28 protein-coding genes are annotated in these 26,276 nt (G+C 64.8%); 16 read left to right on the top strand and 12 right to left on the bottom strand.

Going from position 1 to position 26,276, the window contains the following annotated elements; translation table 11 throughout:
• The first annotated feature begins 47 nt into the window (after window positions 1-47).
• The 3 genes from N7422_RS10025 (at window position 48) to N7422_RS10015 (ending at window position 1,989) form a co-directional block, all read left to right on the top strand.
• Window positions 48-326 carry a hypothetical protein gene (locus N7422_RS10025; RefSeq protein WP_279806372.1) on the top strand — a complete coding sequence of 93 codons (279 nt, stop codon included), beginning with the start codon at window positions 48-50 and terminating at the stop codon, window positions 324-326.
• 14 nt (window positions 327-340) lie between these two features.
• Window positions 341-1,108: a CHAD domain-containing protein gene (locus tag N7422_RS10020; RefSeq protein WP_279806371.1), complete on the top strand. Its 768-nt coding sequence runs from the start codon at window positions 341-343 to the stop codon at window positions 1,106-1,108.
• An 83-nt stretch (window positions 1,109-1,191) separates the two neighbouring features.
• Entirely contained in the window at window positions 1,192-1,989 is a 798-nt protein-coding gene (locus N7422_RS10015) for a thioesterase family protein (RefSeq protein ID WP_279806370.1), read from the top strand.
• A 37-nt stretch (window positions 1,990-2,026) separates the two neighbouring features.
• Here N7422_RS10015 and N7422_RS10010 read toward each other — a convergent pair whose 3' ends face one another.
• From N7422_RS10010 to N7422_RS10000, 3 genes are all read right to left on the bottom strand, one after another.
• Entirely contained in the window at window positions 2,027-2,395 is a 369-nt protein-coding gene (locus N7422_RS10010) for an Mpo1-like protein (RefSeq protein ID WP_279806369.1), read from the bottom strand.
• Between the two features lie 91 nt (window positions 2,396-2,486).
• The gene (locus N7422_RS10005; RefSeq protein WP_279806368.1) at window positions 2,487-3,965 is read right to left on the bottom strand and encodes a methyl-accepting chemotaxis protein; all 1,479 of its coding nucleotides are present in this window, start codon (window positions 3,963-3,965) and stop codon (window positions 2,487-2,489) included.
• A gap of 86 nt (window positions 3,966-4,051) precedes the next feature.
• On the bottom strand, window positions 4,052-4,858 hold the full coding sequence (locus N7422_RS10000; protein ID WP_279806367.1) for a TatD family hydrolase: 807 nt from the start codon (window positions 4,856-4,858) through the stop codon (window positions 4,052-4,054).
• Window positions 4,859-5,012: 154 nt separating this feature from the next.
• Between N7422_RS10000 and N7422_RS09995 the strand changes: the two genes are divergently transcribed.
• The 4 genes from N7422_RS09995 (at window position 5,013) to greB (ending at window position 8,053) form a co-directional block, all read left to right on the top strand.
• Complete coding sequence (locus N7422_RS09995; RefSeq protein ID WP_279806366.1) at window positions 5,013-6,419, top strand: transglycosylase SLT domain-containing protein; 1,407 nt, start codon at window positions 5,013-5,015, stop codon at window positions 6,417-6,419.
• Between the two features lie 110 nt (window positions 6,420-6,529).
• Complete coding sequence (locus tag N7422_RS09990) at window positions 6,530-6,964, top strand: DoxX family protein (RefSeq protein WP_279806365.1); 435 nt, start codon at window positions 6,530-6,532, stop codon at window positions 6,962-6,964.
• Between the two features lie 227 nt (window positions 6,965-7,191).
• Window positions 7,192-7,500 (top strand): hypothetical protein, encoded by a 309-nt coding sequence (locus N7422_RS09985; protein WP_279806364.1) that lies wholly within the window; start codon window positions 7,192-7,194, stop codon window positions 7,498-7,500.
• A gap of 79 nt (window positions 7,501-7,579) precedes the next feature.
• On the top strand, window positions 7,580-8,053 hold the full coding sequence (gene greB, locus N7422_RS09980) for a transcription elongation factor GreB (RefSeq protein WP_279806363.1): 474 nt from the start codon (window positions 7,580-7,582) through the stop codon (window positions 8,051-8,053).
• A 14-nt stretch (window positions 8,054-8,067) separates the two neighbouring features.
• On the opposite strand, the gene N7422_RS09975 is transcribed toward greB, so the two are convergent.
• Window positions 8,068-10,575 carry an ABC transporter permease gene (locus N7422_RS09975; RefSeq protein ID WP_279806362.1) on the bottom strand — a complete coding sequence of 836 codons (2,508 nt, stop codon included), beginning with the start codon at window positions 10,573-10,575 and terminating at the stop codon, window positions 8,068-8,070.
• A complete protein-coding gene (locus N7422_RS09970) occupies window positions 10,575-11,258 on the bottom strand; it encodes an ABC transporter ATP-binding protein (protein ID WP_279806361.1) in 684 nt (227 codons plus the stop codon). The genes N7422_RS09975 and N7422_RS09970 overlap by 1 nt, the downstream gene beginning before the upstream one ends.
• Window positions 11,259-11,268: 10 nt before the next feature.
• Between N7422_RS09970 and N7422_RS09965 the strand changes: the two genes are divergently transcribed.
• The 3 genes from N7422_RS09965 (at window position 11,269) to N7422_RS09955 (ending at window position 13,284) form a co-directional block, all read left to right on the top strand.
• Window positions 11,269-11,874, top strand: a complete 606-nt coding sequence (locus N7422_RS09965; RefSeq protein WP_279806360.1) for an arylesterase — start codon at window positions 11,269-11,271, stop codon at window positions 11,872-11,874.
• A 58-nt stretch (window positions 11,875-11,932) separates the two neighbouring features.
• Entirely contained in the window at window positions 11,933-12,214 is a 282-nt protein-coding gene (locus N7422_RS09960; RefSeq protein ID WP_028692618.1) for a hypothetical protein, read from the top strand.
• Between the two features lie 95 nt (window positions 12,215-12,309).
• Window positions 12,310-13,284, top strand: coding sequence for a L,D-transpeptidase family protein (locus N7422_RS09955; protein WP_279806359.1), 975 nt, complete (start codon window positions 12,310-12,312; stop codon window positions 13,282-13,284).
• Window positions 13,285-13,411: 127 nt separating this feature from the next.
• Here N7422_RS09955 and oprI read toward each other — a convergent pair whose 3' ends face one another.
• A complete protein-coding gene (gene oprI, locus N7422_RS09950) occupies window positions 13,412-13,663 on the bottom strand; it encodes an outer membrane lipoprotei OprI (RefSeq protein ID WP_003259780.1) in 252 nt (83 codons plus the stop codon).
• Between the two features lie 489 nt (window positions 13,664-14,152).
• Between oprI and N7422_RS09945 the strand changes: the two genes are divergently transcribed.
• Complete coding sequence (locus tag N7422_RS09945; RefSeq protein WP_031315036.1) at window positions 14,153-14,434, top strand: GNAT family N-acetyltransferase; 282 nt, start codon at window positions 14,153-14,155, stop codon at window positions 14,432-14,434.
• Between the two features lie 57 nt (window positions 14,435-14,491).
• On the opposite strand, the gene N7422_RS09940 is transcribed toward N7422_RS09945, so the two are convergent.
• Window positions 14,492-15,568, bottom strand: a complete 1,077-nt coding sequence (locus tag N7422_RS09940) for a 3-deoxy-7-phosphoheptulonate synthase (protein ID WP_279806358.1) — start codon at window positions 15,566-15,568, stop codon at window positions 14,492-14,494.
• Window positions 15,569-15,864: 296 nt separating this feature from the next.
• Here N7422_RS09940 and N7422_RS09935 point away from each other — a divergent pair, with 296 nt between their 5' ends.
• The 3 genes from N7422_RS09935 (at window position 15,865) to cysB (ending at window position 18,522) form a co-directional block, all read left to right on the top strand.
• Window positions 15,865-16,827 (top strand): putative 2-dehydropantoate 2-reductase, encoded by a 963-nt coding sequence (locus N7422_RS09935; protein ID WP_279806357.1) that lies wholly within the window; start codon window positions 15,865-15,867, stop codon window positions 16,825-16,827.
• A gap of 95 nt (window positions 16,828-16,922) precedes the next feature.
• Window positions 16,923-17,420, top strand: a complete 498-nt coding sequence (locus tag N7422_RS09930) for a universal stress protein (protein WP_279806356.1) — start codon at window positions 16,923-16,925, stop codon at window positions 17,418-17,420.
• 127 nt (window positions 17,421-17,547) lie between these two features.
• Window positions 17,548-18,522, top strand: a complete 975-nt coding sequence (cysB, locus tag N7422_RS09925; RefSeq protein ID WP_279806355.1) for an HTH-type transcriptional regulator CysB — start codon at window positions 17,548-17,550, stop codon at window positions 18,520-18,522.
• A 184-nt stretch (window positions 18,523-18,706) separates the two neighbouring features.
• On the opposite strand, the gene N7422_RS09920 is transcribed toward cysB, so the two are convergent.
• From N7422_RS09920 to N7422_RS09900, 5 genes are all read right to left on the bottom strand, one after another.
• Window positions 18,707-19,441: a phosphoadenylyl-sulfate reductase gene (locus N7422_RS09920; protein WP_050705067.1), complete on the bottom strand. Its 735-nt coding sequence runs from the start codon at window positions 19,439-19,441 to the stop codon at window positions 18,707-18,709.
• 207 nt (window positions 19,442-19,648) lie between these two features.
• Complete coding sequence (gene pabB, locus N7422_RS09915; RefSeq protein ID WP_279806354.1) at window positions 19,649-20,992, bottom strand: aminodeoxychorismate synthase component I; 1,344 nt, start codon at window positions 20,990-20,992, stop codon at window positions 19,649-19,651.
• A 242-nt stretch (window positions 20,993-21,234) separates the two neighbouring features.
• Window positions 21,235-22,215, bottom strand: a complete 981-nt coding sequence (locus N7422_RS09910) for an alpha-L-glutamate ligase-like protein (protein ID WP_279806353.1) — start codon at window positions 22,213-22,215, stop codon at window positions 21,235-21,237.
• Window positions 22,215-23,750, bottom strand: coding sequence for an inactive transglutaminase family protein (locus N7422_RS09905; RefSeq protein ID WP_279806352.1), 1,536 nt, complete (start codon window positions 23,748-23,750; stop codon window positions 22,215-22,217). The genes N7422_RS09910 and N7422_RS09905 overlap by 1 nt, the downstream gene beginning before the upstream one ends.
• A 5-nt stretch (window positions 23,751-23,755) precedes the next feature.
• On the bottom strand, window positions 23,756-24,292 hold the full coding sequence (locus N7422_RS09900) for an ATP-dependent zinc protease (RefSeq protein ID WP_279806351.1): 537 nt from the start codon (window positions 24,290-24,292) through the stop codon (window positions 23,756-23,758).
• 285 nt (window positions 24,293-24,577) lie between these two features.
• Between N7422_RS09900 and N7422_RS09895 the strand changes: the two genes are divergently transcribed.
• Window positions 24,578-25,294, top strand: a complete 717-nt coding sequence (locus N7422_RS09895; RefSeq protein WP_279806350.1) for a GntR family transcriptional regulator — start codon at window positions 24,578-24,580, stop codon at window positions 25,292-25,294.
• Window positions 25,291-26,181 carry a methylisocitrate lyase gene (gene prpB, locus N7422_RS09890; protein ID WP_279806349.1) on the top strand — a complete coding sequence of 297 codons (891 nt, stop codon included), beginning with the start codon at window positions 25,291-25,293 and terminating at the stop codon, window positions 26,179-26,181. The genes N7422_RS09895 and prpB overlap by 4 nt, the downstream gene beginning before the upstream one ends.
• The last annotated feature ends 95 nt before the right edge of the window (window positions 26,182-26,276 follow it).

Raw genomic sequence — 26,276 nt, 5'->3', positions numbered from 1 at the left:
TGCCGTCGAACGGCCACCCTAGTTATCGACCCCTCGAGGTATTACCCATGAAAGCCTGGATCACCCTTCCTCTGATTGCCCTGGCGCTGGTTGGCTGCGCGGGCAAGACGGCCTATCGCGACAGTTGCGCGACTCAGCTCGATGCCGCCTGGAAGGAACTGGACCTGGCCAAGGCCGAAGGTTTTGCCGGTACCGTGAGCTATTCCAAGGCGTTGTCGCTGCTGACCGGTGCCAAGACCCAGCAGCAGTTCGAGGGCTTCGAAGGTTGCACCAACAAGGCCGAGAAGGCGCGCTTCTACATTCGTGAGTCCCGCGCCGGACGTTGATCAGGGAGAGACCTATGTCCGCCATGCTCGATCATGTGGTCTGCCAGGTGCTCGCACTCCAGGTGCGACTGCTGGCGTGTCGCGAGCGCCTGGCCGCCGACACCGACAGCGAAGCGCTGCACGATCTGCGCACCACCCTGCGGCGCTTGCGCAGCCTGCTGCGTCCGCTGCGCGACCTGCCGGGGGTCGAGCAATTGGAGAATGCGGCCAAATCGCTGGGCACACTCACCACACCGTTGCGTGACCGCGAAGTGCTGGCGGCGCAACTGATCAGTCGCGGCCATCTGCAGGCGGGCGAGCGCCGCCGGGAGGGCAGGGCACGGACCTTCGCCAGTGTCGCGGTCAGTCCCCAGCTCGGCCGGGTGCTGGCGATCCTCGATGCCTTCCCGCTGTTCCTGCGCGCGGCTGATCGGGAAGGGCTGGTGCAGGGCTTGGAGAAGCGCATCGACGAGCGCCTGGAAAAGCAATGGCGCAAGCTCGGCAAGGCACTCGCCGATCCGACCCATGATCGACACCGTCTGCGCCTGCTGATCAAGCGTGTGCGCTACGGCGACGAGGCCTACCCGCAGCTCGACCATGCCGGCAAGAAGCTGCAGCGCTTGCTCAAGCGGGCTCAAGGCGATCTGGGCGACTGGCATGACCGGGTGCAGTGGTTGCTCCAGGTGCGTGAGCACAGCGACCTGGCTGGCTGCAAGGTGGCCTGGGAGCATGAGCTGCATACCGCCGAGGGCAGGTCCGATCTCACGCTCGAGGCGCTGCGCGAGGCCCTCGTGCGCCGTTAGTCCCGGTAAATGACCGATATGCGGGCTGTCGCTGGCGCGAGCGCTGGTTACCATCGGGTTTTTCCCGCAAGGAGCCCAGGCATATGAATTTCAACGAGTTGCTGGCTGCGGCACGCGCGCATCCCGAGGCCGTCAGCGTACCGGCCGGATGGGCCCAAGGGCGTGCGGTGTTCGGCGGCCTGATGGCGGCGATGGTGCATGAAGTGATGCGCCAGAAGCTGGCTGATGACCGCCCGGTGCGGTCGCTGGCCATTACCTTCGTCGGGCCGGCGGCGCCGGATGTGCCGATCAGCCTGGAAGTGGAGGTACTGCGTGAGGGCAAGGCAGTCAGCACCCTGCTGGGCCGTGCGACGCAGGGTGGCCAGGTGGTGACGCTGGTGCAGGGCAGTTTCGGCGCCGGCCGCAGCTCGGTGGTGGCCGTCGAGGCTTCGCCGGCCATGCCGATGAAGCCGTTGCAGGAAGCTGCGCCTGAATTGCCCTACATCAAGGGCGTCACGCCTGAGTTCATGCAGCACGTGGCGTTTCGCTGGGCGGTGGGTGGCCTGCCATTCAGCGGCAACGACTCGCGCCACATGGGCGGTTGGGTGCGCCTGCGCGATGTCGCCGAAGGGCCGGTCGAGGTGGCGCACCTGTTGGCGCTGGTCGACGCCTGGCCGCCCAGCCTGCTGCCGTACCTCAGGCAGCCTGCCGCAGGCAGCACGTTGACCTGGACCATCGAGTTCGTGCAACCCACGCCACGGCTGTCGACGAGCGACTGGTGCCGCTATGTCGTCGAAACCGAGCATGCGCGCGATGGCTATGGGCATGCCGCCGCCGCGTTGTGGACGGCGCAAGGGGAATTGCTGGCGTTGAGCCGGCAGACGGTGACGGTGTTCGCCTGATTCATCCCCGCCAAGCTTGCCCCGCGATGCCTCTCCGTCAGTGGCGGTGCTTGTGTCGCTCGCGCCAGGCACGCCACCAGGCGCCGCTCAGCACGAAGCGTGGGAAGGTGATGAACTGCTCGGTGAGCAGGCGTTGCACGGCGTCCTTGCGGTCACTGAACGGCTCGGGCTGTTCGGCTTCCAGACGATGCCCCTGACGCTGCAGGCCCAGCCCGGCGACCAGGGCGATGATGCCCACGGCAATTTGCGACAGGTCCAGCTCGAACAGGCCCGACAGCACCAGCAGCGCACCGAGGATGAACAGTGGCACGGCGATCAGGTGCAGCACCAGGTTGGCGGGGTGCCGGTGGTTGTGGTGGTAGCCGCTCCATTGCCAGGCGGGCAGGTTGGGCAGTCGTTTGCTCATGGACAGATCCTCGAGGACATGTCCAAAGCTTAGTGCTGCCCGGGCAAGCCGGCCAATCGAGGCTGGCTATGGTGACCATAGCCCGTCAGCCTCACAGCTTGAGCTGACCGATCACCTTGTTCAGCTCGCCGGCGAGGGTCGCCAGCTCGTTGCTGGTGGTGGCCGAGCCCACGGTCTGCTGCACGGTTTCCTCGGTCACGTCGCGGATGCTCACCACGGCGCGGTTCATTTCTTCGGCCACCTGGCTCTGCTGTTCGGCGGCCACGGCGATCTGCGTGTTGCTCTCGCGCATCTGCGCCACGGCACTGGTGATCTCGGCCAGGGCTTCACCGGCTTCGCGTGCCTGCTTGACGCAGTCGTCGGCCTTGTACGAGCTCTCCTGCATGAAGTCCACGGCATCGCGGGTGCCGGCCTGCAGGTCGGCGACCATGGTGGTGATCTCGTCGGTGGAGGTCTGCACGCGCTTGGCCAGGTTGCGCACCTCGTCGGCGACCACGGCGAAGCCACGGCCCAGGTCGCCGGCCCGTGCGGCTTCGATGGCGGCGTTGAGGGCGAGCAGGTTGGTCTGTTCGGCGATGCTGTGGATGACCCCGACCACGCCATTGATCTTCTGGCTGTCGTCGGCCAGCTGGCGGATCATCTCGGCGGTCTGCTGCACGCCGCTGGAGAGGCCGGCGATCGAGTCTTGCACGCGGCTGACCACGGCCTGGCCGCTGCCGGCGAGGGTGTCGGCGGTCTGCGACAGGTCACGGGTGGCCCCGGCATGCTGGGCGATATGGTGGACGGTGGCGGTCATTTCGTTGATGGCGGTGGCAGCCTGGTCGGTCTCGCTCTGTTGGCCGATCATGCCGTGGCGCACTTCGTCCATGCTGCCGGCCAGGCGCGCGGCGCCGGAGTCCAGCTGGGCGGCGGTGCGTGCCACGGTGCTGACCACGCGGTGGTAGGTGGTCTGCATGGCGTTGAAGGCGCCGGCCATCTGGCCGACTTCGTCGCCACAGGCCAGGGGGACCCGGGCCGCCAGGTCACCGGTCTTCTCCACGTGCAGCATCACGTCCTTGAGGGTGTTGAGTTGGCTGAGCAGGAAGCGGATCAACAGCTGCGAGGCGCACAGCATCGCCAGCATCAGGATCAGCACGCACACGGCGTAGTTGCTGAAACGGTCGAAGTAGACCTGGCGCAAGCTTGGGGACTGGGCGATGACGGCGATATGCCGGTCGCCCTGGCGCAGCACCTGGGCGCCGCGCAGTGGGTTGTCGCCGAGGATCCAGGCGCTGGGCAGTTCGACCCAGCCCTGGGCATCGCGCAGGGCCTCGAGCGGCTCGCCAGCGAATTGTGGCGTCTGGTCGTTGCGCCAGGTGATCAGGTTGGCCTGGGCCGGCAGCGCTTGCCCGGTGGGCCAGGCCGCCAGCAGCTCGGCCTGGGCGAGGGCTTGCGCCTGGGCGCCGGTGGCGCGGGCCTGCTGCTCCAGGTACACCGCATAGAGCACCAGCATCAGCGTGGTGACGAAGGCCACGGCATTGACGGCCCAGAACTTGTATTTGAGGGAAAGGTTGCTAATCCAGGCACCCATGGCAGGTCTTCTCTGAGTTGGCGGAAACATTATTGGCAAGGTGCCATCATTGTGACCGCCAAGGCCAGGAGCCTCGTTGACGTGCGTCAAGAAACCTCGGGCAGGCCGAAGAACGCCCGGGCACAGGCGGTGGTGTGGGCGGCGGTGCGTTGCGCTGTTTCGCCGCGGTGCAGCGCCACTTCGCGCAGCACCTCGGGCAGGAAGGCCGGTTCGTTGCGACCGTTCTTCGGCTTGGGCCTGAGGCTGCGGGGCAGCAGGTAGGGCGCATCGCTTTCCAGCATCAGGCGGCCTTGCGGGATGTTGCCCACCAAGGGGTGCAGGTGGGTACCGCGGCGCTCGTCGCAGATCCAGCCGGTGATGCCGATGTGCAGGTCCAGGTCGAGGTAGGCGAACAACGCCTGGCGCTCGCCGGTGAAGCAGTGCACCACTGCGGCGGGCAACTGGTCGCGGTACTCCTTGAGGATCGCCAGCAGTCGCTCGCTGGCCTCGCGCTCGTGGAGAAATACCGGCAGGCGCAGTTCCACCGCGAGTGCCAGCTGGGCCTCCAGCGCCTTTTCCTGGGCGGGGCGTGGAGAGAAGTCACGGTTGAAATCCAGGCCGCACTCGCCCACGGCCTTGACCCGCGGCTGGGCCAGCAGCTGGCGCAGCTGCTGATCACTGGAGGCGTTCCAGTGGCTGGCGTCGTGGGGGTGCACGCCGGCTGTGCTGAACAGGCGCTGGCCGGATTCATCCAGACGCTGGCACAGGTCAAGTGCCTCTGTACTGACGTCCAGGCTGGTGCCGGTGACGACCATCTGCGCCACGCCGGCCTGCACGGCGCGTTCGACGATCGCCGCCTGCTGGTCATGGAAACTGCTGTTGGTCAGGTTGACGCCGATATCGATCAGTTGCATGGTGCTACCTCGTGCCGCGGGGCGGCCAGCATAGCAAAAACCGAGAAATCGCGAAAAACCAAGAACTTCAAACGTTTGCCGTGGTCTCTTGCCGTCATTTGTCACGGACGATCACCGCGCGTGGTGCCTGCCAACCACCCTTGGACCCTCTCTCATGCTGCGAACCCTGCTGACGATCCTGTTGCTGTCCGGGCTGCTGGCCGCCGGGTCGGCGGCTGCCGGTGAATCCGGGCCGCAACAGCACGTGCCCGCCAGCCAGGCACGTGACCTGGCGCAGATCCGCTCGAGCAAGGTCTTGCGGGTACTGGTCAACCAGAGCCGCAACAGCTCCGGCGAGGTCAAGGGCGAGCCAGTGGGCGTCGAGTATTACCGCCTGCGGGCCCTGGAGCACTACCTCAATGCCCGGGTCGCCGATGGGCAGGAAATCACCCTGAGGATCATTCCGCGTGCCAAGGAACAACTGGTAGGGGCGTTGCAGCGAGGCGAGGGTGATCTCGCCGCGCCGGGCGAGTTGCTCGACCCGAGCGTGGTGCGCGGCGTCGACGCCAGTGCCCCGGTGGTCGATCAGGTGCCTTTGCAACTGGTGGGGCGCAAGGGCGAGCGGAGCTACAGCCGCGTCGAGCAACTGTCCGGGCGCACCGTCGCCCTGACCAGCGCGAGTGCCGCCGGAGCGGCGATCCAGGCGATCAACCAGCAGTTGGCCTTGCGCAAGCGGGCGCCGATCAAGGTGGAGTGGGTCGACCCGACGCTGGCAGTGGAGGATGTGCTGGAGATGGTCCAGGCCGGCATCTACCCGCTGACCGTGGTGGAGCGTCCGATTGCCCAGCGCTGGGCGCGGGTGATGCCGCGTCTGCGGGTGGACAGCAAGGTGCACCTGGCGCAGCCGGGGGCCATGCGCTGGTATGTACGGCAAGACGCGCCGATGTTCCGGGCCGCGGTGGACCGCTTCCTCGCCACCTACCGTGCTCCGGACAACCAGGATGCGGCCTTCGAGCGTATCTATCGGCGCCAGTATCGGGTGCACAATCCGCTGGCCCGCAAGGACCGCCAGCGCCTGGAGTCACTGCGCCCGGTGCTGCAGAAGCACGGCGGTGACCAGCAGTTCGACTGGTTGAACCTGGCGGCACTGGCATTCAAGGAGTCGACCCTCAATCCCCAGGCGCGAGGGGTGGGCGGCGCACACGGGCTGATGCAGATCACCCCGTCGGCGGCCCAGCGGGTCGGGGTCAGCAATACCGCCACGGTTGACGGTAATGTTCAGGCCAGCGCGCGTTACCTGGCGTTGATCCGTCGCAAGTTCTTCGCCAGCCCCAAGCTCAACGAGCGTGAACGCATGGCCTTCATCCTGGCCGCTTACAACCTGGGGCCGGAACGGGTACAGGCGATGCGCGCGGAGGCCCGGCGGCGAGGGCTCAATGGCAACCAGTGGTTCTTCCAGACCGAGCGGGTCGCCATGGAGCAGGTGGGCATGGGGCCGGTGAACTTCGTCAATAGCGTCAACAAGTACTACCTCGCGTTCAACCGCGAGCGGGCTTCCCTGGAGCGAATTGCCAAGCGCTAAACATCGATTTATTGGATAAATTTAACGCGATTTTTGCGATTTTCTTATTCGATATATTGATTATTATGGCGCCCATCCAACACACACCTGCTCAAACAAGGAAGCAAGACATGAACAATTCCCTCAACGCCCTGTTCGCCACCCGCGCCGGTTACGGCCTTAGCGTCGTGCGTGTCCTGGTCGGCATCATTTTCATGGCCCACGGCGCGCAGAAACTGTTCGGCCTGTTCGGCGGCTACGGTCTGGAAGGCACCGGCCAGTGGATGGAAAGCATCGGCCTGGCGCCGGGCTACCTGATGGCCCTGCTGTCCGGCAGCGCCGAGTTCTTCGGCGGCCTGGCCCTGGTGGTCGGCCTGCTGGCCCGTCCCGCTGCGCTGGCACTGACGGTGACGCTGATCGTGGCGATCTTCTCGGTGCACATCGGCAACGGCTTGTTCATGTCCAACAACGGCTATGAATTTGCCCTGGCGCTGATGGCCGGCACCGTGGCGGTATTGATCGAAGGCGCGGGGCGCCTGTCGCTGGATCGTCTGATCGCACGTTGAAATAAAGTTGCAAGCTTCAAGCCTCAAGCTGCAAGTAGTCGAAAGCGATCAACTTGCAGCTTGTAACTTGAAGCGTGTCGCTCTAGCATACCGACTGCGCCGATTTAAACAGCTACTTGCGGGGCGCAGGAGATGCCCCCAAGGGTCTCCGAAATACCGCTAAAGCGCTGGTTCGGTGACGCCTCCCACCGCTGCCCAGCGGGATCAGCGAGGCGGAGAGAGACTCCATGAGTTGCCCACGTACCAGTGTCTGCTTGACCCCCCTGGCCAAGAACCAGGCTTCCCGTACCCCGCGCATCCTGCTCGGCGGCCAGCATCAACCCACGCTTTTGCGCAATCTCGACGGTTTCTCCCGACGCAAGGGCCAGGCCTGTGCCTTCCTCATCCAGTTCTCCGACACCTGCGAACAGCTCGACCAGTACGGCAACGACCGGTTCGACCTGGCAGTGATCCAGGCCCCGGCGGCCGAGGACGCTGCCGAAGTCATCGGCCAGTTGACCCGTATTGCACGCCAGGGCCTGATCACGCGCCGTTGAACGAGCTGCCGCGGTTTCGCTAAGCTCGGACACTCGGCGGGCGCCTGGCGCCCGTGCGGATGCACTGAGGAGACAGTTGTTGAGCACCAACATCATCACCACCGAAGGTCATGAAGCCCTGAAGAAGGAGCTTGACCATCTGTGGCGGGTCTATCGCCCGGAAATCACCCAGAAGGTCACCTGGGCGGCCTCGCTGGGCGACCGCAGCGAGAACGCCGATTACCAGTACAACAAGAAGCTGCTGCGCGAGATCGACCGTCGCGTGCGCTACCTGCGCAAGCGCCTCGAGGACGTCAAGGTGGTCGAGTACTCACCGCAGCAGGAAGGCAAGGTGTTCTTCGGCGCGTGGGTGGAGATCGAGAACGACGAAGGTGAACAGCTGAAGTTTCGCATCGTCGGCTACGACGAGATCCACGGACGCAGCGACTATATCTCCATCGATTCCCCTATGGCCCGTGCCCTGCTCAAGAAAGAGCAGGGGGACGAGGTTCTGGTACATACGCCCACGGGTGAGGCGACCTGGTACGTGAACAGCATTCGCTACGGCGTTTGACGGCATCGCCCGCTTCACCCCTCCCGTAGCACTGCCAGCGGGCTGGCGTTGAGCGCCCGGCGTGTGCCGATCACGCCAGCCCCGCCCACCAGCACCGCCCCGGCCAGCGGCAGCGCCAGCAGCCACGGGTGCGGCGCCCAGTGCAGGTCAAAGGCGTAACGGTACAGTGCCCAGGTGATCAGCTCGCAGCCCAGGGCGGCAAGCACGCCGCTGGCCGCGCCGAGCAGGCCGAACTCGATGCGTCTTGCCTTGACCAGCAAGGGGCGCGCCGCCCCCAGCGCTCGCAGCAGCGCGCCCTGGCGGATGCGTTCGTCGAGGGTGGCCTGCAGTCCCGCGAACAACACCGCCAAGCCGGCGGCCAGCACGAACAACAGCACGTACTCCACCGCCAGGGTGACCTGGGCGAGGATGCTGCGCAGCTGGCCGAGCAGGGCATCGACCTGCAGCACCGTCACCGCCGGGAATGCCCTGGACAGCGCGACCACCTCCTGATCATGGCCTGGCGCCAGGTAGAAGCTTGTCAGGTAGGTGGCGGGCAGCCCTTGCAGGGTGCCGGGCTGGAAGATCATGTAGAAGTTGGGCTGGAAACTGTCCCAGTGCACGGTTCGCAAGCTGCTGACCCGTGCCTGGCGCTGTTGGCCGCCGATGTCGAACGTCAGCAGGTCGCCCAGTTGCAAGTTGAGGCTCTGCGCCAGCTCCGCCTCCACGGAAACGCCGGGCAGCTCGTCGCTTGCGGGCGCTTGTTGCCACCAGTCGCCTGCGCTCAGCGCGTTGCCCTGGGGCAGGTCGGCTGCCCAGGTCAGGCTCAGGTCGCGCTGGATGGCGCGTTCTCCCGAGGATTCCTTGCTGACCAGTTGACGCACCGGCTGCTCGTTTATATGCGTCAGGCGGCCGGGGATCACCGGGTACAGCGGCGCGGCGGTGGCGTTGATCCGGGCCAGGTGCTCGGCGAACGGCTGGCGATCATCGGGCAGGATGTTCAGGGCGAAGTGGTTGGGCGCATCCTTGGGCAGCTGTGCCTGCCAGGTGTCGAGCAATTCCGCTCGCAGCAGGGCCACCAGCCCCATCGCCAGCAGGATCAGGCCGAAGGCCAGGGCCTGGCCGGCAGCGGCCAGGGGATGGCGCAGCAACTGGCCGAGGCCCAGGCGCCAGGCCAGCGGCGCACCGGCCAGCAACTGGCGCAGGCTGCGTAACCCAAGCAATAGCAACCCACCCAGCAGCAGCGCGGCGATCAGCCCGCCGCCCAGCAAGGCGAAGGTGAGCAGCAGGTCGAGGCTCAGGCGCCACATGATCAGGCCCAGGGCGAACAGTGCGGCGCCGTATACCAACCAGCTGCTTGGCGGTAGTGGCAGCAGGTCGCGGCGCAGGACGCGCAATGGCGGCACGCGGCCCAGGGCGGCCAGGGGAGGGAGGGCGAAGCCGGCCAGGGCTACCAATCCGGTGCCGATGCCGGCCAGCGCCGGGGTGAGGCCACCAGGGGGCACCTGGCTGGGCAGCAGGCCTTTGAGCAGTTCGAACAACCCCAGCTGGGCCAGCCAGCCAATCAGGGCGCCGGCGAGCGCGGCGACCGCGCCCAGCATGGCCAGCTGCAGGCAGTAGAGGCCGAGCGTCTGGTGCCGGGAAAGGCCCAGGCAGCGCAGCAGTGCGCTGGCATCCAGGCGTCGCGCGGCGTAGCGGCTGGCCGACAGAGCCACGGCGACGCCGGCCAGCAGCACCGCCACCAGGCTCGCCATGTTCAGGTAGCGTTCGGCCTTGCCCAGGGCGCCGCCGATCTGGCGATTGCCGTCACGGGTGTCGAGCAGGCGCTGGTTGGCTGCCAGGTTCTTTTCCGTGTCTTGCCGATACTGTTGCACCACGTCGATATCGCCGCGCCACAGGTCCCGATAGCTGACCCGGCTGCCGGGCTGGATGACGCCGGTTGCCTCCAGGTCGGCAAGGTTCATCAGTACGCGCGGAGTCAGGCTGTAGAAATTGCCGGCGCGGTCGGGTTCGTAGGTCAGCACGCGGGTCATGCGCAGGCTCTTCATGCCGACGTCGATGGAGTCGCCGATGGCCAGCCCGAGCGCGGCGAGCAGGCGCGGCTCGACCCAGGCTTCTCCCGCCGCCGGACCGCCGCCGGTGGATTCCGCGGTGTAAGGCGCAGGCGCGCTGCGTAGCTGGCCGCGCAGCGGGTAGGCCGCGTCGGCGGCCTTGATGCTGGAGAGCTGGATGCCGCTGTCGCCGCCGACCACGCTGGTGAACTCCACCACCCGCGCGTGGCGCAGGCCCAGCGCGGTGCCGCTGGCGATCTGTGCCTCGCTGGGCGGGGCGCTGCCCTGCAGGACCAGGTCGGCGGCGAGGAACTCGCTGGCGCGCAATTGCATGGCGCCGTTGAGGCGCGCGCCGAAATAACCGATCGCGGTGCTGGCCGCCACGGCCACCAGCAAGGCGAAGAACAGCACGCGCACTTCGCTGGCGCGGGCGTCGCGCAGTAGCTGGCGTAACGCAAGAGCGCACAGGCGTGGGAACGATAGGCGGGTCATCAGGGCTCCAGGGGCGCCACCAGGCGACCGGCATCCAGGCGGATCAGGCGACGGCAGCGCTTGGCCAGGCGCTCGTCGTGGGTCACCAGCACCAGGGTGGTGCCGCGTTCCTGGTTCAGTTCGAACAACAGGTCGCTGATGCGCTCGCCGGTGTGGCTGTCGAGGTTGCCGGTGGGCTCGTCGGCGAACAGCACCGCCGGCTGCGCGGCGAAGGCGCGGGCGATCGCCACCCGTTGCTGTTCGCCGCCTGAGAGCTGGCGCGGAGTATGGCTCAGGCGCTTGCCCAGGCCCACCCGTTCGAGCAGGCTGCGGGCGTGCTCGCGGGCATCGCGCCGACCGTCGAGTTCCAGCGGCAGCATGACGTTCTCCAGGGCGTTGAGGCTGTCGAGCAGCTGGAACGACTGGAACACGAAGCCCACGTGTTCGGCGCGCACGCGGGCGCGCTGGTCCTCGTCGAGCGGGCCGAGGTCGTGGCCGGCGAGTATCACCTTGCCGGCGCTCGGCCGGTCGAGGCCGGCGAGCAGCCCCAGCAACGTGGATTTGCCGGAGCCCGAGGCGCCGACGATGGCCAGGCTGTCGCCCTGGGCGAGGTCGAGGGAAAGGGCGTGAAGGATGGTCAGGTCGCCTTCCGCGCTGGGGACCACTTTGCTAAGGTTCTGCGCAACGAGAATGCTGGGGCCCATGGAGAATCCGATGCGAATGTGGTGGTTGAGTGCCGGTCTGGCCCTGTGTTGCCTGGCCCAGGGCGCGGCGGCGGGAACGTTGCTGGTCGTCGGCGATAGTATCAGCGCGGGTTTTGGCCTGGATACCCGCCAGGGCTGGGTCAACCTGCTGCAACAGCAGTTGCGCAAGGAGGGTTTTGACGATCAGGTGGTCAATGCCTCGATCAGTGGCGACACCAGTGCTGGTGGCCAGGCGCGGCTGTCGGCGCTGCTTGCAGCGCACAAGCCGGACCTGGTGGTGCTGGAGCTGGGTGGCAACGATGGCCTGCGCGGGCAGCCGCCACAGCAATTGCAACAGAATCTTGCGGCAATGATCGATCAGTCCCGCGCGGCGGGGGCCAAGGTCGTGCTGCTGGGCATGCGCCTGCCGCCCAACTACGGCGTGCGCTACACCACGGCGTTCGCCCAGGTGTACGAGCAACTGGCCGCCGAGAAAAAGGTGCCGTTGGTGCCGTTCTTCCTCGAAGGCGTGGGCGGGGTACCGGAGCTGATGCAGGCCGATGGCATCCACCCGGCGGCGACCGCCCAGCAACGGCTGCTGGAAAATGCCTGGCCGACGATAAAACCCTTGCTGTGACGCTTTTATCGGGGGCCGCTTTCGGCTAATGTTGCGCCCCCCGTTTCGAGTGCCCCCGATGCCGCGCCCCGCCTGGTCCCTGTACGCCTATCAACTGATCGAGCCCGATGAACAGCTCGACCTGTTTGCCTGCCAGGAAGTGCGCATCCACCTGGCCGCCCGCCAGCTCGAGCTGGGGGTGCCCGTCGACCGCACCTTGTGTGGCGGCCTGCTGCCGGCGCAGCCGCGCTGGTCGGGTGTGGAGCGCGCGATCTACCGCGACGAGCGCCTGTGCCCGCTGTGCCGGGCGATCCTCGATGCCCAGCGCCGTGGCATGCGCCCGGTGTGGCCGGAACTCTGAGCGCCTTTCATCATCTGAAATGCTTGCGCCTCCCGCTTGTTTCGGCGCGGGTGTACAATCGATCCCCTTGACTGATCTTTCGAAGGATTTCCCGGATGTTGTCGCGCTTTCCTGCCGTCACCCGTAGCCTGACCCTGGCCGCCTTGCTGGCGACAGGCCCCGCTGTTGCGCTGGAACTGCCGTTGCCACCTCCAGGGGAGGATGTCGTTGGCCAGGTCCAGACGATCAAGGCCAAGTACGAAGACACCTTCGCCGACATCGGCACCGCCAATGACCTGGGCTACCTGGAAATGATCGCCGCCAACCCGGGTGTCGACCCCTGGCTGCCGGGCGCCGGCACCGAGATCATTCTTCCCACTCGCTACATCCTGCCGCCGGGCCCGCGCGAGGGCATCGTCATCAACCTCGCCGAGTACCGCCTGTATTACTACCCCAAGGGGCAGGGCGTGGTGCACACCTTCCCGCTGGGCATCGGTCGTGAGGGCTGGGGCTCGCCGATCGCGAACACGAAAATCACCGCCAAGACCCCGAACCCGACCTGGACGCCGCCTGCCTCGATTCGCGCCGAGCATGCCGCCGATGGCGATATCCTGCCTACGGTGGTGCCGGCCGGGCCGGACAATCCGCTGGGGCCGTTCAAGTTCACCCTGGGAGTGCCGGGCTACCTGATCCATGGTTCGAACAAGAAGTTCGGGATCGGCATGCGTACCAGCCACGGTTGCTTCCGCATGCTCAACAACAATGTGCTGGAGCTGTCGAAGATGGTCCCGGTGGGCACGCCGGTACGTATCATCAACGAGCCGTACAAGTTCGGCCTCAGTGGCGGCAAGGTTTATCTGGAGGCGCACACGCCGCTGGATGACCATGGCAACCCCTCGGTGGTCGACAAGCACACCGCGGTGATCAATGCCCTGCTCAAGCGTGAAGACCTGGCCAACAACTTGCGCATGAACTGGGACATGGTGCGCGATGTGGTCGCCGCCGAAGATGGCATGCCGGTCGAGATTGCCGTGCCGGTCAATGGCGGAAACGCGCCGATGGTCTCGAGCATCCCGCCCGAACTGCAGTAAGCAATTCGCTACTTGCCCAAGGCCCGCCTCAGCGCGGGCCTTTTCGCATGTGCCGGTTGGCCATTTTCCGGGCAATAAAAAAGCCGACCCACAAGTGGGTCGGCTCCATAACAATCCGTGAGGATTATTACTTGCGGCTGGCTTTGTCCAGCATACGCAGAGCGCGCTCGTTGGCTTCGTCAGCGGTCTGCTGAGCCTTCTGAGCAGCTGCCAGGGCGTCGTCAGCTTTGCGGTAGGCTTCGTCTGCACGAGCCTGGGCGCGAGCTGCTGCGTCTTCGGTAGCAGTCAGGCGAGCTTCGGTTTCTTTGGATACGCTGCTGCAACCGGTAGCCAGAACTGCGGCCAGAGCCAGAGCAGAGAATTTCAGAACGTTGTTCATCGTGTTCCCCTTCAAGGACTTTCTATTAAAGAGCCATCTCTCGGAAAAGAGAAACTGGCCGGCGTACATAGTACCCATTACTTGTAGTAAGTAAACTGACTGAGCGCAAGAACTGCAAAAAAAATGCTGCGGACGGCGCCGGCGCCGGGGTTTGTAAACAAACTGTGAAAATCTTGATCAGCCTTCGCAAGCGACTGTAGTACAGGAACTTTTTTGTTGAACTAAGGGTGACTTTAACTGTCGGTCAGCGTCTTAGCCCAAGAACATCCGGTTGCTGTTGTCAGGCTTGGGGCAGGTAGCTGTCAGCATTTTCATTCCTGGCAGCTTGAGCATTCTTGTTGACGGCGCCTACTATTTGAGGGTGCCGTCGACGCAGAACGTCCAGATCGTCCTGCTGTCCAAGGGCAACAGGTGGCGTAGAGGTTCCTCCGCCGGATAAATCCCATCGGTAAGGTAAGGGTCTGCCGACAAGACCTGCGAGGAGTAATGATGAGCGAGACGCTGACCATCCACCATGACCAGGCCGGTCATCAGTTCGAGACCACCGTGGACGGTCACCGGGCGTACCTCACGTACATGGACCTGGGCAAGCAGACGCTGGACATCTATCGCACCTTCGTTCCCAACGCCCTGCGCGGGCGGGGGATCGCTGCCGCGCTGACCGAGAAGGCGCTGGAGTATGCCGAGCAGATGGGCTACACCGTGATCCCGTCGTGTTCCTATGTCGAACGTTACATGGAGCGCCAGCAGCGCCATTCGAGCAAGGCCTGAACAAATCCCTTCAATGAAAACGCCGGGCATTGCCCGGCGTTTTCATGTGCGCAGGTGTCAGCCGCGCTGGCGCTTGGGCAATACGTCCTTGAGCTTGGCGTGCATGCTGCGCAGGGTCTTCTCGGTGGCCGCCCAGTCGATGCAGGCATCGGTGACGGAGACGCCGTACTGCAGCTCGTCGAGATTCTTCGGAATGGCCTGGCAGCCCCAGTTCAAATGGCTTTCAACCATCAGGCCGATGATCGACTGGTTGCCTTCGAGGATCTGGTTGGCCACGTTTTCCATGACCAGTGGCTGCAGGGCCGGGTCCTTGTTGGAGTTGGCGTGGCTGCAATCGACCATGATGTTGGCCTTGATCTTGGCCTTGGCCAGGTCCTGCTCGCACAGGGCGACGCTGACCGAGTCATAGTTGGGCTTGCCGTTGCCGCCACGCAGCACCACATGGCCGTAGGCGTTGCCCTTGGTGGTGACGATGGACACGCCGCCTTCCTGGTTGATGCCGAGGAAGCGGTGCGGCTTGGAGACCGACTGCAGGGCGTTGATCGCCACGGTCAGGCCACCATCGGTGCCGTTCTTGAAACCGACCGCCGAAGACAGGCCCGAAGCCATTTCGCGGTGGGTCTGGGATTCGGTGGTGCGGGCGCCGATGGCCGACCAGCTGATCAGGTCCTGCAGGTATTGCGGCGAGATCGGGTCGAGCGCTTCAGTGGCGGTTGGCAGGCCCATCTCCGCCAGGTCCAGCAGCAGCTGGCGGCCGATGTGCAGGCCGTCCTGGATCTTGAACGAGTCATCCAGGTAAGGGTCGTTGATCAGACCCTTCCAGCCTACGGTGGTGCGCGGCTTCTCGAAGTACACGCGCATGACCAGGTACAGGGTGTCGGAGACTTCCTCGGCCAGCACCTTCAGACGCTCGGCATACTCGTGCGCGGCCTTGATGTCGTGGATCGAGCAGGGACCGACCACCACGAACAGGCGATGATCCTTGCCGTCGAGGATATTGCGCACCACTTCACGGCCGGCAGTCACGGTCTGCAGGGCCTTGGCGCTGAGGGGGATCTCTTTCTTGAGCTGATCGGGGGTGATCAAGGTCTCGTTGGAGGCAACGTTAAGGTCATCGATCGGTAAATCAGCCATCGTGTTACTCGTCAGGTCACGGGTGCCGGCCGCCAGCAAACCCCGTGCGGCCCAGCAGCAGATTGTTCGCAGCGGGGAGGCCGAACCTTAGCGCGTTAGCGGGGGCGCGACAATGGTCTGGTCCCCGTCGGCGCAGGGTTTTTGGCCGGGAAGTGGCATTTCAGAGCAAGGCTGACGTGTGGCCAGCTGCTTTGACTGTCAGCGCGGTCGCCCGCGTATAGTGGCTGACCGACTACCAGCGGATCGGTCGCGGGTAAGTCGGACTCACAACAATCATCCTCGATCAGGAGCACGGCATGGCGTCTCTCGACCCTCTCGTGGGCAATGCCCGTATCGGCATCATCGGCAGCGGTGCAATCGGTGGTTTCTATGGGCTGATGCTGGCCCGTGCCGGCTTCGACGTGCACTTTTTGCTGCGCAGTGAATACGAAGCCGTGCGCGCGCAGGGGTTGCAGCTCGACAGTGCGGTGCATGGCCAGGTGCACATGCCGATCCAGGCCTATGCCTGCGCCGCCGACATGCCGCCCTGCGACTGGCTACTGGTGGGCGCCAAGGCCACCAGCAACGCAGAGCTGGCGCCCTTGATCGTGCAGGCGGCGGCGCCGCACGCGAAGGTGGTGCTGTTGCAGAATGGCCTCGGCGTCGAGGAGCAACTGCGCCCGGCGTTGCGTCCGGACATGCACCTGCTGGGTGGCTTGTGTTTCATCTGCGTCAACCGCGAGCGCCCCGGTGTGATCCGCCACCAGTCGCTGGGCGCGGTGAATCTGGGCTATCACAGCGGCCCGGCGTCGGAGGGTGGCGCCGCCGTGGTGGAGGAGGGGGCCGGGCTGTTCCGCGCAGCGGGCATCGACTCCCAGGCCATGGCCGATCTCAACCAGGCGCGCTGGCAGAAGCTGGTGTGGAACGTCCCCTACAACGGCCTGTCGGTGCTGCTGCAGGCCAGCACCACGCCGCTGATGGGCGACGCTGACAGTCGTGCGCTCATCCAGGCCTTGATGGCGGAAGTGGTGGAAGGGGCCCGGGCATGCGGTCATGAGTTGCCGGCCGGATATGCCGAGCAGTTGTTCCGAGTCACTGAGAACATGCCGGACTACTGGCCCAGCATGTACCATGACCATGCCCAGCAGCGGCCGCTGGAGCTGCAGGCGATCTACGCCGAACCGCTGGTGCGCGCCCGTGCGGCGGGTTGCGCGCTGCCGCGCATGGAGGCCCTGTACCAGTCCTTGGCGTTCATCGACCGGCGCAACCGGCAGGGCTGAACCCTGCGGCGGCTGTGCGCCGGACGGGCGAGCGACTGCCCATGGCACTGCTAAGCTCAAGCTTGCTCTGCCGTAGCGGCAGTCGAGGAGGTCGAATGATCCGTTCCATGCTGTATGCCACCGACCTCGGTGTATACGCGCCTTTTGTCATGCAGCACGCCCTGGCCCTGGCGCGGACCTTCCAAGCAGAGCTGTATGTGATTCACGCCGTCGAGCCCATGGGCCAGTTCGCCGAGTCGCTGTTGCAGAGCTATCTGGACGAACAGACGCTGGATGAGCTGCACAGCGAGGGTGTCAACACGGTGATGGCCAACATCGAGCAGCGGGTGCTGGAGAACTTTCGCGATGAACTCGGGGAGGTTGCCGACCTCGCGCTGATCCGCGCGGTGCGCGTGCGCCAGGGGGATCCCGCCCAGGTGATCCTCGAGCAGGCCCAGCGCCTGGCGGTCGATCTGCTGATCTTCGGCAGCCACAGCGCAGGCGCTGGCGTGGATGTGCCGATCGGTCGCACGGCGGTACGGTTGCTGCAACTGTCGCCGGTGCCGGTCTACATGGTGCCGTTGGCGCAACACCTTGGGCGTAGGAAGTCGTGACTCTGGAGGTAGGACTTTATCCGGCGATCGTAACAAAATAGTTCTAGATTTATTTCTCAAGCCACTAATATAGTTATAACTCGTCGCGACCGGCGCGCCGGTGACCTACCGTCTCTGAGGGATATCTATGAAGCTTCAGCAACTGCGCTACATCTGGGAAGTGGCGCACCATGACCTCAACGTTTCCGCGACGGCGCAGAGCCTGTACACCTCCCAGCCCGGTATCAGCAAGCAGATCCGCCTGCTCGAGGACGAGTTGGGCGTCGAAGTCTTCGCCCGCAGCGGCAAGCACCTGACCCGTGTCACTCCGGCCGGTGAGCGCATCATCAATACCGCCGGCGAAATCCTGCGCAAGGTCGAAAGCATCAAGCAGATCGCCCAGGAGTTCTCCAACGAGAAGAAAGGTACCCTGTCGATCGCCACCACGCACACCCAGGCACGCTACGCGCTGCCGCCGGTGATCAGCAGCTTCATCAAGCAGTACCCGGAAGTTGCCCTGCACATGCACCAGGGCTCACCCATGCAGATTGCCGAGATGGCCGCCGACGGCACCGTCGATTTCGCCATCGCCACCGAAGCGCTGGAGCTGTTCGGCGACCTGATCATGATGCCTTGCTACAAGTGGAACCGTTGCGTGGTGGTGCCCCAGGGCCACCCGTTGACCAAACTGCCGAAGTTGACGCTGGAAGCGGTGGCCGAGTATCCGATCGTCACTTACGTGTTCGGCTTCACCGGCCGCTCCAAGCTCGACGAGGCCTTCAATCATCGCGGCCTGACGCCGAAGGTGGTGTTCACCGCTGCCGATGCCGACGTGATCAAGACTTATGTGCGCCTGGGCCTGGGCGTGGGCATCGTGGCCAAGATGGCGGTCGATGCGAAGCTCGACAGCGACCTGGTCTGCCTGGATGCCAGCGAACTGTTCGAGGCCAGCATCACCAAGATCGGCTTCCGTCGCGGTACCTTCCTGCGTGGCTTCATGTGCGACTTCATCGAGAAATTCGCCCCGCATCTGACCCGCGAAGTGATGGCCAAGGCGATCCAGTGCCATAACAAGCAAGAGCTCGAAGAGCTGTTCGAGGGCGTTGAGCTGCCAGTGCACTGATCACAAGACCGCTCCAACAGGGGATCACGTTTCCCTGTAGGGGATCGCCCAGCCCTGTGGGAGCGGCCTTGCGTCGCGAATGGGCTGCGCAGCAGCCCCTAGCAATTTTGATGGTGGCTCGGAATCCGGGGGCGCTGCGCGCCCCTTTCGCGACGCAAGGCCGCTCCCACAGGCCCCCGCTATTTCAGGCCTTGCTGATCAGGTTGCCAGCGTGCAGCCCGCATTCCTTCTGGGTCGACTCTTCCCACCACCAACGCCCTTCACGCTCGTGCTGGTTCGGCAGCACGGGGCGGGTGCACGGCTCGCAGCCAATGCTGATGAAGCCGCGCTCGTGCAGGCTGTTGTAGGGCAGCTCGAGCATGCGGATATAGCCCCAGACTTCCTCGCTGGTCATCTGCGCCAGGGGGTTGAACTTGTACAGGGTGCGCTCGGGAGTGGAGAAGGCGCTGTCGATTTCCAGGGCCGCCACCTGGCTGCGGGTCCCTGGGCTCTGGTCGCGACGCTGGCCGGTGGCCCAGGCACTGACCGTAGCCAGCTTGCGGCGCAGCGGCTCGATCTTGCGGATGCCGCAGCACTCGCCATGACCGTCCTTGTAGAAGCTGAACAGGCCCTTTTCCTTGACGAACGGGTCGAGCTTGTCGCGGTCCGGGCTGAGGATTTCGATCGGCAGGTTGTACTGCTCGCGCACCTGGTCGATGAACCGGTAGGTTTCCGGGTGCAGGCGGCCGGTGTCGAGGCTGAACACCTTGACCTGCTTGTTCAGTTTCCAGGCCATGTCCACCAGCACCACGTCTTCGGCGCCGCTGAAGGAGATCCACAAGTCGTCGCCGAAGTGTTCGAAGGCGAGCTTGAGGATCTCCTGCGGGGACTTGCTGGCATAGGTCGCGGCCAGGGCTGCGACGTCGAAGGGTTGGCTCATCAGGCGGTTTCCATCGGGTGAGTGGCGCTGTGCGCTCGTAGTGGTCAGATGGTAACAAAAAATGGCGGGGCAGACGTTTATCTCAAGGGTTTGTGCTGCCTGTGCGGGCCCTTTCGCGGGTAAACCCGCTCCCACAGCTGTCGAGTGATTCCGGCAGTGGCGCAGGCCTTGTGGGAGCGGGCTTGCCCGCGAAGCAGGCGTCGCCGATCACAAGGCCTGCAGCGTTTCCATCAGCACTCGCACCTTGGCGATCGACTCTTCATATTCGGCCCGCCAATCCGAGTCGGCCACCACCGCGCCGCCGCCCCAGCAACTGACCTGGCCATCCTTGATCAGCAGGCTGCGAATGGCGATGGAGCTGTCCATTTCGCCGCGCACGTCGAGATACAGCAGTGAGCCGCAGTACAGCGCCCGACGCGTGGGTTCCAGCTCGTCGATGATCTGCATGGCGCGGATTTTCGGCGCGCCGGTGATAGAGCCTCCAGGGAAGCTGCCGGCGATCAGGTCCAGGGCGTCCTTGTCGTCGGCCAACTGGCCGACCACGCTGCTTACCAGGTGGTGGACGTTGGGGTAGCTCTCCAGGCTGAACAGCTCCGGCACCCTGACCGTGCCGGTGCGGCAGGTACGGCCGATGTCGTTGCGCAGCAGGTCGACGATCATCAGGTTTTCCGAGCGGTCCTTGGGGCTGGCCAGCAGTTCGGCGGCGTTGCGCGCGTCCTCGGCCGGGTCGGCGGCGCGTGGGCGGGTGCCCTTGATCGGGCGGGTCTCGACTTCGCCCTGGCTGACGCGAATGAAGCGCTCGGGCGAGAAGCTCAGCACGGCGGTGCTGTCATCCAGTTGCTGATAACCGGAGAACGGCGTTGGGCAGGCGGCGCGCAAGGCCTGGTAGGCGCGCCATGGATCGCCTTGGCAGGGTGCGCAAAAGCGCTGGGTGAGGTTGATCTGGTAGCAGTCGCCGGCCTGGATGTAGCGCTGGACCTGGTCGAATGCCGCCCGGTACTGCTCGGCGCGAAGGTCGCCGGTCATTGGTGCGAGCAGCCTGAACTCGCCGGGCTCGGCCGGCGCGCTGGCTTCGAACAATGCGATGAGGCGCTGCCGCTCGGCCAGGGGCAGGCTCGGGTGGAACACCAGCTGGCTGCTGCCCAGCCGATGATCGGACACCAGTGCCCAGGCATACAGCCCAAGCCGTGCATCAGGCAGCTCCAGGTCATCGATCGCGATCGTGGGCAGTTGTTCCAGGCGACGGCCGAAGTCGTAGCTCAGGTAACCGATCAGGCCACCGGCGAATGGCAGCTCGACCCCGTCGGGCAGCTGTGCTTGCCCCAGATCGGCCAGGGCCTGGCGCAACCGACACAGGTAATCCTGGCCGCCTTCGTCGGGTTGTGCCTGCAGCTGCTGCAGTGGCCAGGCGCTGAGCAGGTCGTAGCGGCCGCGCTCGGCGCCAGGGCGGGCGCTGTCGAGCAGGATCGCGCCGGGCGCCGCACGCAGGCGGGCGAAATAGAAAGCGGGGTCAGGCTGGTAGGGCAGGGGGTGAAGCGTACAGGTCGGCATCAGGATGGACGGCGATGAACAGGCGAGGGAGGCGATTGTAGACCTGCGCAGGAAATGCGCCTAGCGCTGGCAACGACATTCACCATCCAGATTTGCACATTCCCCTGTAGGAGCGGCCTTGTGTCGCGAAAGGGCTGCCAGGCAGCCCCAGGATTTCAGCGTTGATGCAGAGTTTGCTGGGGCCGCTTTGCGGCCCTTTCGCGACACAAGGCCGCTCCTACAGTGAAGCGGGGCCGAGGTGGCTACAGGGGATTGACGTGCCCGAACAGGCCTTGGGAGACCTTCACGCGCTGCTCGGCATCTTCGCTGCGACCTTCCTTCGCCAACATTTCCAGGTGCGCCTCGATGGCATGGGTGCGCTGGGTCAGCCCGCAGTCGTTGGCGATCTGGATGTTCAGGCCGGGACGAGCGTTGAGCTCGAGAATCAGCGGACCCTTGTCCTGGTCCAGGACCATGTCCACGCCGATGTAACCCAGGCCGCACAGCTCGTAACAGCTGGCGGCGAGCTTCATGAAACCGTCCCAGTTCGGCAACTGCACGCCGTCCACCGCGTTGGTGGTGTCCGGGTGCTTGCTGATGATCTTGTTCAGCCAGGTGCCGCGCAGGGTCAGGCCGGTGGCCAGGTCCACGCCCACGCCGATGGCGCCCTGGTGCAGGTTGGCCTTGCCACCGGACTGGCGAGTCGGCAGGCGCAGCATGGCCATCACCGGGTAGCCCATCAGCACGATGATGCGGATATCCGGCACGCCCTCGTAGCTGATGCTCTTGAAGATCTGGTCCGGGGTCACCCGGTACTCGATCAGCGCGCGGTCGCGGTGCCCGCCCAGCGAGTACAGGCCGGTGAGGATGCTGGAGATCTGGTGCTCGATCTCCTCATGGCTGATGATCTTGCCCGAAACCGTGCGGTAGCGGTCCTCGAAGCGGTCGGCGATCACCAGGATGCCGTCACCGCCGGCGCCCTGGGCCGGCTTGATGACGAAGTCGTTGCGCCCGCCGATGATCTCGTCGAGCTTCTCGATCTGCTTCTCGGTCTCGATGATGCCGTACATCTCCGGCACATGGATGCCGGCGGCCAGCGCGCGCTCCTTGGTGATGATCTTGTCGTCGACGATCGGGTACAGGTGGCGCTTGTTGTACTTCAACACGTAGTCCGCGTTGCGCCGGTTGATACCCATGATGCCCCGGGCCTCCAGGGCTTTCCATGTCTTGATCAGTCCGAACATCAGGCGTCAGCCTTCTTCAGGAATGCCTTGAAACGCACGAGCTCGGTCAGGCGGTAGCCGCGGTAGCGACCCATCGCCAGCATGAAGCCCACCAGGATCAGCAGCACCGCCGGGAAGGTGAAGACGAAGTACACCGCTTCCGGCACGGTCATCAGCAAGTGCGCGATGGACGCGGCGAACAGGGTGCCGATGGCCACCTTCATGGCATGGCCGCCGCCGCGCTCCTCCCAGGTGATCGACAGGCGTTCGATGGTCATGGTCAGGATCACCATCGGGAACAGCGCCACCGACAGCCCGCGCTCCAGGCCCAGCTTGTGGCTGAACAGGCTGATGGCGGCGATCAGTACCACCACGAAGGTCAGCACCACCGACAGACGCGGCAGCATCTGCAGCTTCAGGTGTTCCAGGTACGAGCGTAGCGACAGGCCAAGGGCGGTGATCACGGTGAACAGGATGATGCCGAAGCCCAGCTGGGTCTCACGGAAGGCCAGGGCGATCAGCACCGGGGTGAACGTACCCAGGGTCTGGATGCCGACCAGGTTGCGCAGCACCAGGATCACCAGCACGCCGATCGGGATCATCACCATGATCATGAAGGTCTGCTGGGTCTGCAGCGGCAGGCCGTACAGCGAGTACTCGAGGAAGTCGGCGTCGGTGTTCTCGTCGGTCAGCTTGGCCAGGCGGATGGCATTCATCTCGCTGTTGTTCATGCTGAAGGTGACGTTGGCTTTCTTGCCACCATCGACGCTGATCAGGTTCTCGTCACCGGTCCACCACAGCAGGCGGTCGCTGGGCAGGCCTTGCTCGCCGGTGTCCGGGTTGAAGTACAGCCAGTCGTTGCCGTTGAAGCTGCGCAGCCACAGTTCGGGCGTCTGCGGGGTATCGGCCACCAGGCGGATGGTATGGACCTTTTCCAGCGGCACGTGGGCGATGGACAGCAGCAGGTCGATCACCTGGGCTTTCTTCATCGGCGAGGTGTCGCCGGCCAGCAGCAGCTTGACGTTGTCGTCATTGAGGTTGTTGACCCGCTTGATGGTCTCGCTGACGAAGGTCTCGACGTCGGCCGAGTGCTGGCGGATCGGCGCCATCAGCGCTTCGGCGGCAATCTTCTCCGGGCCTTCGACGGCCAGGCTGTCGCGGAAGGTCGGGCCCTTGATCTTGGCCTTCTCGGTGCTGTAGCGCTTGGTCAGCACCAGGCGGTAGTAGAGGGTCTGGTTGCCGCTGGCGCGACGGGCCGACCAGGTCACCTTGCGGTTGCCGTCGGCGCGGTTGACGCTCACCCCATAGTTGTTGGAGATGAAACTCTCGTTGAGGCTCACGTAGTCGCGGTTCAGCGGTGGCACGAACATCTGCACCTTGACCGGGTCCTTGGCGCTGGCGACGAACTCGACCTTGGCATCGATGTTCCACAGGTCGTCGGTCTCGTCCTCGGTCACCGGGATGCCGAGGGCGAAGATCTGGTAGGCCGTGATCGCGACGCCCAGCAACACCAGGACGGTGATCAGGACTTTCAGGTGAAGGGTAAGAGAGCGCATCGGAATTACTCTGCTTTGGGAGCGTCGGTGGCACAGGCAGGTTTGCCGGCCGCGTATTTAAGGCTTGGGTCGACCAGCGCACCGAAGTGCTTGAGGGCCTCGGAACCAATCAGCAGCGGGAACTGGAACGCGCTGCGGTCGGTGAGGTTGACCTCGATGGTGCGTTGCGTCTGGCCCATGCAGATCTCGAGTTCGATGACCGGGCGGGCCGTGTAGGCCTTGCCGGATTCGACATCATAGTCCCCGGCGCGGCGCTTGATCTTGCTGACGCGGGCCAGGGGGCGTTCGATGGGATGTTTGTGCGCGGCGTCGATGGCCAGGTAGAAGCGCACCCAGCTCTCGCCGTTGCGCTTGAAGCGCTTGATGTCGCGGGCGCTGAGCGAGGCGGTCTTGGCGCCGGTGTCGAGCTTGGCGGCCACTTCCAGGTCAAGGTCGCCCAGGCGGGCATATTCGTTCAGACCGTACACGGTCTTTTCCGCCGCCGGGGCAAGGGCCGGCAGCAGGGTCAGGCAGAGCAGCAGTGAAGCGGGTATGAGTCTCATAGTCCTGGCGCGTTGCGGTGCGAAGTTCAGGGCAAGGCGACTGGCCAAGCGTCCTCATTGATCTGTCGACAGCATGAAATGATGACAGACACACGATCCATGCTCCCGAAGGAGCGCGGCATTCTATCACGCCGATGTGTTGACGCCAGCGCGCCCGCGATCTGACCGCGGCAAGCCTGGGTAAGTTCGTTATTAGACGATTGTCGACAATGTTCTTTTTGTCTTTGACTCCTTTGCTCCATTTGGCTAGTTTTGCCGTCATTGATTTAAAAGGTGTCGACAATCATGCTGGACACAGCCCCGGCCGCGCTGCTCCCCCAAGACGAGACCGAGACCCTCTCGGAGCACGTCTTCCGCTGCATCCAGGCCGCCATCGTCAAGGGTGAGATCGCTCCCGGCAGCAAGATTTCCGAGCCCGAGCTGGCGCGCACCTACGGCATCAGCCGTGGTCCGTTGCGTGAGGCGATCCACCGCCTCGAAGGCCAGCGCCTGTTGGTACGCGTGCCGCATGTCGGCGCCCGGGTGGTGTCGCTCAGCCACGCCGAGCTGATCGAGCTGTACGAAATTCGCGAGTCCCTCGAAGGCATGGCCTGCCGGCTGGCCGCCGAGCGCATGAGCCAGGCGGCCATCGACGAGCTGCGCCACGTGCTCGATACCCATGAGCGCGATGCCGCGTTCCAGGCCGGGCAGGGCTATTACCAGCAGGAAGGCGACTACGACTTCCATTACCGGATCATTCAGGGCAGCGGCAACCAGACCCTCTACAAGATGCTCTGCGGCGAGCTCTACCAGCTGGTGCGGATGTACCGCATCCAGTTCTCCAGCACACCCAATCGCCCGCGCCAGGCCTTCGCCGAGCACCACCGCATCCTCGACGCCATCGAAGCCCGCGACGGTGAACTCGCAGAACTCCTGATGCGCCGCCACATCGGCGCATCCAAACGCAATATCGAGCGCCATTACCAAGGTGCCGACAACAATAGCCCACGAGGTGAGTCATGACAGTGAAGAGCACGCCCGGCCAGCGTTTCCGTGACGCGGTCGCCGCCGAACACCCGCTGCAGGTGGTCGGGACCATCAACGCCAATCACGCCCTGCTGGCCAAGCGTGCCGGGTTCAAGGCCATCTACCTGTCCGGTGGCGGTGTCGCCGCCGGCTCCCTGGGCCTGCCGGACCTCGGCATCAGTGGCCTGGACGATGTGCTCACCGACGTGCGCCGGATCACCGACGTGTGCGACCTGCCGCTGCTGGTGGATGTCGACACCGGCTTCGGCGCCTCGGCGTTCAACGTGGCGCGCACCGTCAAGTCGATGAGCAAGTTCGGTGCCGCCGCCATCCACATCGAGGACCAGGTCGGCGCCAAGCGCTGCGGCCATCGCCCGAACAAGGAGATCGTCTCGCAGCAGGAGATGGTCGATCGCATCAAGGCCGCGGTGGACGCCCGCAGCGACGACAGCTTCGTGATCATGGCGCGTACCGACGCCCTGGCGGTGGAAGGCCTCAACGCGGCGCTGGACCGCGCCGCCGCGTGCATCGAGGCCGGTGCCGACATGATCTTCCCGGAAGCCATCACCGAATTGCAGATGTACAAGACCTTCGCCGACCGGGTGAAGGCGCCGATCCTGGCCAACATCACCGAGTTCGGCGCCACGCCGCTGTACACCACCGAGGAACTGGCCTCGGTCGACGTGTCGCTGGTGCTGTATCCGCTGTCGGCGTTCCGGGCCATGAACAAGGCCGCCGAGAATGTCTATGCCGCACTGCGCCGCGACGGCACGCAGAAGCATGTGATCGACACCATGCAGACCCGCATGGAGCTCTACGATGCCATCGGCTACCACGCCTTCGAGCAGAGCCTCGATGCGTTGTTCGCGCAGAAAAAAGGATAAGTGAAGGCCTGTGTCGGCCCTTTCGCGGGCTTGCCCGCGAAAGGGCCGGTGCGGGTGCATACGATTAGCCAGACAAGACTTCGATAACAAATTCA

The sequence above is a fragment of the Pseudomonas sp. GD04091 genome (assembly GCF_029836165.1).
Lineage (GTDB): Bacteria > Pseudomonadota > Gammaproteobacteria > Pseudomonadales > Pseudomonadaceae > Aquipseudomonas.
Note: the sequence above shows the minus strand (reverse complement) of the source record. Positions and strands in the feature narration are given on the sequence as shown.

Excerpts from the sequence above, each read along its gene's own strand:
- N7422_RS10005 (WP_279806368.1), bottom strand. The coding sequence starts at position 3,965 with ATGGGTGCCTGGATTAGCAACCTTTCCCTCAAATACAAGTTCTGGGCC.
- N7422_RS09965 (WP_279806360.1), top strand. The coding sequence starts at position 11,269 with ATGCGAATGTGGTGGTTGAGTGCCGGTCTGGCCCTGTGTTGCCTGGCC.
- N7422_RS09895 (WP_279806350.1), top strand. The coding sequence starts at position 24,578 with ATGCTGGACACAGCCCCGGCCGCGCTGCTCCCCCAAGACGAGACCGAG.
- N7422_RS09960 (WP_028692618.1), top strand. The coding sequence starts at position 11,933 with ATGCCGCGCCCCGCCTGGTCCCTGTACGCCTATCAACTGATCGAGCCC.
- pabB (WP_279806354.1), bottom strand. The coding sequence starts at position 20,992 with ATGCCGACCTGTACGCTTCACCCCCTGCCCTACCAGCCTGACCCCGCT.
- N7422_RS10000 (WP_279806367.1), bottom strand. The coding sequence starts at position 4,858 with ATGCAACTGATCGATATCGGCGTCAACCTGACCAACAGCAGTTTCCAT.
- N7422_RS09945 (WP_031315036.1), top strand. The coding sequence starts at position 14,153 with ATGAGCGAGACGCTGACCATCCACCATGACCAGGCCGGTCATCAGTTC.
- prpB (WP_279806349.1), top strand. The coding sequence starts at position 25,291 with ATGACAGTGAAGAGCACGCCCGGCCAGCGTTTCCGTGACGCGGTCGCC.
- N7422_RS09985 (WP_279806364.1), top strand. The coding sequence starts at position 7,192 with ATGAGTTGCCCACGTACCAGTGTCTGCTTGACCCCCCTGGCCAAGAAC.
- N7422_RS09995 (WP_279806366.1), top strand. The coding sequence starts at position 5,013 with ATGCTGCGAACCCTGCTGACGATCCTGTTGCTGTCCGGGCTGCTGGCC.
- N7422_RS09990 (WP_279806365.1), top strand. The coding sequence starts at position 6,530 with ATGAACAATTCCCTCAACGCCCTGTTCGCCACCCGCGCCGGTTACGGC.
- N7422_RS09935 (WP_279806357.1), top strand. The coding sequence starts at position 15,865 with ATGGCGTCTCTCGACCCTCTCGTGGGCAATGCCCGTATCGGCATCATC.
- N7422_RS10025 (WP_279806372.1), top strand. The coding sequence starts at position 48 with ATGAAAGCCTGGATCACCCTTCCTCTGATTGCCCTGGCGCTGGTTGGC.
- N7422_RS09940 (WP_279806358.1), bottom strand. The coding sequence starts at position 15,568 with ATGGCTGATTTACCGATCGATGACCTTAACGTTGCCTCCAACGAGACC.
- N7422_RS09905 (WP_279806352.1), bottom strand. The coding sequence starts at position 23,750 with ATGCGCTCTCTTACCCTTCACCTGAAAGTCCTGATCACCGTCCTGGTG.
- N7422_RS10015 (WP_279806370.1), top strand. The coding sequence starts at position 1,192 with ATGAATTTCAACGAGTTGCTGGCTGCGGCACGCGCGCATCCCGAGGCC.
- cysB (WP_279806355.1), top strand. The coding sequence starts at position 17,548 with ATGAAGCTTCAGCAACTGCGCTACATCTGGGAAGTGGCGCACCATGAC.
- N7422_RS09900 (WP_279806351.1), bottom strand. The coding sequence starts at position 24,292 with ATGAGACTCATACCCGCTTCACTGCTGCTCTGCCTGACCCTGCTGCCG.
- N7422_RS10020 (WP_279806371.1), top strand. The coding sequence starts at position 341 with ATGTCCGCCATGCTCGATCATGTGGTCTGCCAGGTGCTCGCACTCCAG.
- N7422_RS09955 (WP_279806359.1), top strand. The coding sequence starts at position 12,310 with ATGTTGTCGCGCTTTCCTGCCGTCACCCGTAGCCTGACCCTGGCCGCC.
- N7422_RS10010 (WP_279806369.1), bottom strand. The coding sequence starts at position 2,395 with ATGAGCAAACGACTGCCCAACCTGCCCGCCTGGCAATGGAGCGGCTAC.
- N7422_RS09930 (WP_279806356.1), top strand. The coding sequence starts at position 16,923 with ATGATCCGTTCCATGCTGTATGCCACCGACCTCGGTGTATACGCGCCT.
- oprI (WP_003259780.1), bottom strand. The coding sequence starts at position 13,663 with ATGAACAACGTTCTGAAATTCTCTGCTCTGGCTCTGGCCGCAGTTCTG.
- N7422_RS09920 (WP_050705067.1), bottom strand. The coding sequence starts at position 19,441 with ATGAGCCAACCCTTCGACGTCGCAGCCCTGGCCGCGACCTATGCCAGC.
- N7422_RS09970 (WP_279806361.1), bottom strand. The coding sequence starts at position 11,258 with ATGGGCCCCAGCATTCTCGTTGCGCAGAACCTTAGCAAAGTGGTCCCC.
- N7422_RS09910 (WP_279806353.1), bottom strand. The coding sequence starts at position 22,215 with ATGTTCGGACTGATCAAGACATGGAAAGCCCTGGAGGCCCGGGGCATC.
- N7422_RS09975 (WP_279806362.1), bottom strand. The coding sequence starts at position 10,575 with ATGACCCGCCTATCGTTCCCACGCCTGTGCGCTCTTGCGTTACGCCAG.